This is a genomic window from Streptomyces sp. NRRL B-24085 (genome assembly GCF_001282115.1).
In the GTDB taxonomy this organism is placed as follows: Bacteria; Actinomycetota; Actinomycetes; order Streptomycetales; family Streptomycetaceae; genus Streptomyces.
Genome location: NZ_LJBR01000474.1, coordinates 1 through 4,097, shown reverse-complemented (window position 1 = coordinate 4,097; position 4,097 = coordinate 1). Strand labels below are relative to the sequence as shown.

Genomic DNA, 4,097 nt, shown 5'->3' with positions numbered 1-4,097 from the left:
GCTGTCGCGGGTGCTGGTGCCGCCCCCCGCACCCGCCCCGATTCCGGCACCAGCACCCGCGACAGCTCCAGCTCCGCGCCCCACACCAGCAGCGGCCACGGCGGCGGCTCCGCCGACGGCCGCCCTGCGCGGGCACACCGCCGCCGTCCCCCGGCTGCGCAAGGCCGTCGGCGCCAGTCTCAAGCAGGCGCTGCTGGAGCAGGCGCAGCTGACCTCCACCGTCGAGGCCGACGCCACCGGCCTGCTGCGGCTGTGGCGGCGGACAGCGGACGGCTTCCTGGCCCGCGAGGGTTTCGCCCTGACACCGTTGCCGTTCTTCGTCCTGGCCGCCGCCCAGGCGCTCAAGGCGCATCCCGTCATCAACGCCAGGATCGACACGAGCGGCACGACCGTCACGTACTACGACACCGAGAACGTCGGCATCACGGTCGACACCGACCAGGGGCCGGTGACTCCGGTGGTGCGGGGTGCGGGCGACCTGACCGTCAGCGGCATCGCCCGTGCCGTCCACGACCTCACCGATCACGCCCTCGCCGGCCGGCTCACGCCCGCGGACGTGGCCGGGGCCACCTTCACGGTCTCCGACACCGGAACACGCGGCGCGCTCTTCGACACCCTCATCGTCCCGCCGCACCAGGCGGCCGTCCTGGGTGTGGGAGCCGCGGTCAGACGGCCCGCGGTCGTCATGGACGGCGACGAGGAGTTCATCGGTGTCCGCGAACTGGTCCACCTCTCGCTCTCCTACGACCACCGGTTGGTGGACGGCGCGGACGCCGCCCGCTGGCTGACCACCGTGAAGAAGATCGTCGAGGACGCGGCGTTCGAGGACATGCGCTGACGCGACGGCGGTGGCCACGAGAACGCGGGACACCACCGCCGACGGTCCGGCAACACACGCCGGCCGGTCCCGGACCCGCCTCCACCACGGCTCGGCACGACGCCACCGGCCTGCGAGTCACCCACGAGGTGACCAGAGACGCTGATGAGTTGTGGGGCCGAAGACCGGATATATACGCTCGCAGCCGGGGGTGTTCATGAAAGGCAAGAAACCGGGCTCCCTGCACGGGCGGCAGAGCGAGCGAGCGGTGCTGGACCGGCATCTGGCCAAGGTGCGCGACGGACACAGCGCGGTCCTCGTGCTGCGCGGTGAGGCCGGTATCGGCAAGACCGCCCTGCTGGAGTACGTGGCCGAGACCGCCGAGAACTGCACCGTGGTGCGCGCGGCGGGCGTCGAGGCCGAGATGGAGCTGGCCTTCGGGGGCCTGCACCAGCTGTGCGCGCCCTTCCTCGATCGCCTCGGACACCTCCCGGATCCGCAGCGGACGGCCCTGGAGACCGCCTTCGGACTCAGCGCGGGCACGCCCCCGGACCGGTTCCTCGTGGGGCTGGCGGTGCTGAGCCTGCTCGCCGACACCGCTGAGGAGATGCCGCTGATCTGTCTCGTCGACGACGTGCAGTGGCTCGACCGCGTCTCGGCCCAGATCGTCGGGTTTGTCGCCCGGCGTCTGATGGCGGAGCGCGTGGGGCTGATCTTCGCCGTCCGCGAGGCGGACGGCGAACGCGCCCTGCAGGGGCTGCCCGAGCTCACCCTCGGGGGGCTGAGCGAGCCCGACGCCCGCGCCCTGCTGACCTCGGTGCTTCCCGGCCGGTTCGACGAACCGGTCCGCAGCAGGATTCTCTCCGAAGCGCGCGGCAATCCGCTGGCCCTGCTGGAACTGCCCCGCAGCACCTCCGCGGCCGAACTCGCGGGCGGCTACGCCTCACCGGCGCTGGGGCCGCTCATCGGCAGGCTCGAGCACAACTTCAGCCTGCGCGTCGAGGAGCTGCCCCCGCGGACGCGGCGGCTCCTGCTGCTCGCGGCGGCCGAGCCCGTCGGTGACGTCTCACTGCTCCGCCGCGCCGTCGACATCCTCGGCGTGTCCATGAGCGAGGCCACCCCCGCGGTGGCCGCGAACCTGCTGGAAGTGCGCACACGGGTCCAGTTCCGGCATCCCTTGGTGCGCTCGGCCGTCTACCGCGCGGCGGGACCGGCCGAGCGACGGGAGGCGCACCGGGCACTGGCCGAGGCCACGGACGCACGGTCCGACCCCGACCGCCGCGCCTGGCACCTGGCCCGCGCCGCGGCGGAACCCGACGAGGCAGTGGCGGACGAACTGGCCCGCTCGGCGGACCGCGCGCAGGCGCGTGGCGGCATCGCCGCGTCGGCGGCCTTCCTGGAACGAGCGGCCGAACTGACACCTGACCCCTCCCGCCGCCGCGGCAGAGCGCTGGCGGCGGCCCGGGCCAAGTACCTCGCCGGAGCGTTCGACGCCGCGCTCGAACTGCTGAACGTGGCCGAGATGGGCGCGCTCGACGAACTGCAACACGCCCAGGCCAGCCTGCTGCGCGGGCAGATCACCTTCGGATCCCGCAGTGCCGGTGCCACCGTGCCGCTGCTGCTTACAGCGGCCCGGGAGTTCGAGGCGCTCGACGCCGGCATCGCGCGCGAGACCTACCGGGACGCGTTCTACGCGGCTCTCACCGCGGGCCGCCTGTCCAGCGGCCCCGGCCTCGAGGAGGTCGCCCGCGCGGCACGCACCGCGCCCTCGACGCCTGATCCCGGACCCACTGACCTGTTCCTCGACGGCCTGGCCGTGGCCACCACGGACGGCTACGCGGCGGGCGCCCCGATTCTGCGCCGCGCACTGAACACGCTGCGGTGTGGCGGCTTCACAGCGGAACAGTCACTGGGGTGGCTCCCGTTCGCCTGCCGCATGGCCCACAGCGTGTGGGACTTCGACAGCTGGAGCAGCCTGTCGGCCAAGCTCGTAGGCCTGGCACGGGAGACGGGCACCCTGTCCGTGCTCCCCTCGGCGCTCCTGCTGCGGCTGGCGAACCGGGTCTTCGCCGGTGATCTGGACGACGCGGACTCGCTCGCCGCGGAAGCGGTGACGATCGGCGAGGCCACCGGCAGCCACTTCCTCGCACACTACGGGGCGCTGGTGATCGAACCCTGGCGCGGCCGCGAGACCGAGACTCTGCGGGCGATCGGGACCATCACCGGCGACCGGACCCTCAGCGGCGAGGGAAAGGCGCTCACGGCTCCCCAGTGGGCACTGGCCGTCCTGTACAACGGCCTCGGGCGATACGAGGAGGCCTGCGACGCCGCCGCCAAGGGCTGCGAGTACCCGCAGGAACTGGGGCTCGCCCTCTCCTCCCTGGTCGAGCTGGTGGAGGCCGCCACCCGCAGCGGGAAACGGGACCTCGCCGCCGAGGCCGCCGACCGCCTCGCCACCATCTGCCAGGCCAGTGGCACGGCCTGGGCGACGGGCACCTCCGCAGCGGCCCGTGCCCTGATCAGTGAGGGGGACACGGCCGACGCCCTGTACCGGGAGGCGATCGCCCGGCTGGAGAGCACCCCGGTGCGCACGGCGCTCGCACGCACCCGGCTGCTGTACGGCGAATGGCTGCGCCGCGAGAACCGCCGCGCCGAAGCCCGGGACCAGCTGGCCCGCGCCCACGAGATCCTCGACCGGGCCGGCGCGGAGGCCTTCGCCGAGCGCGCCCGCCGGGAGCTGGAAGCCGCCGGGGAGACCGTACGCAGGCGCGCCACCGGCACCGACGAGGCGCTCACGCCCCAGGAGGCCCAGATCGCCCGGCTGGCCGGCGAAGGACTGACCAACCTCGAGATCGGCGCGCAGCTCTTCCTCAGCCCGCACACCATCGAGTGGCATCTGCGGAAGGTGTTCACGAAGCTCGGGATCCGGTCCCGCAAACAGCTGGGCGCCGTGCTGCCTGGCGGGGCGGCGACCCCCGCCTGACCCCCCGGGGGGGCGGCGCCGTCGGCGCGGTGCGATCCGTGTGCCGCACCGCGCCCGGTCGGAGCCCTCCCGGGCCGCACAGGCGGCCTCCCCGTCGCACGGTGCGCCCCCGAACTCCTCTGATCATGGCCCGTGGCTCCGGGCCGTCCGGGGCAGGTCCTGTCGAGGCTCGGTCCCTGTCAGGGGCCGGGGTGTCAGGGCCGGGGGCCCAGAGGCATGGACCCCCGGGAGCAGGCCCCGGGGGTCCATGCCTCTGGGCCCCCGGCTTGCTGGGGCGTCCGGGGCCAGGGGGTGGGA

At 73.9% G+C, this 4,097-nt stretch carries 2 protein-coding genes; both read left to right on the top strand.

Going from position 1 to position 4,097, the window contains the following annotated elements:
• Nucleotides 1-838, top strand: an 838-nt coding sequence (locus tag AOJ26_RS37100; RefSeq protein WP_107092869.1) for a 2-oxo acid dehydrogenase subunit E2, incomplete at its 5' end; no start/stop codon positions are given.
• 196 nt (nt 839-1,034) lie between these two features.
• Nucleotides 1,035-3,800, top strand: coding sequence for a helix-turn-helix transcriptional regulator (locus tag AOJ26_RS37095; protein ID WP_053852755.1), 2,766 nt, complete (start codon nt 1,035-1,037; stop codon nt 3,798-3,800).
• The last annotated feature ends 297 nt before the right edge of the window (nt 3,801-4,097 follow it).

Coding starts and splice junctions, on each gene's coding strand:
- AOJ26_RS37095 (WP_053852755.1), top strand. CDS start 1,035: ATGAAAGGCAAGAAACCGGGCTCCCTGCACGGGCGGCAGAGCGAGCGA.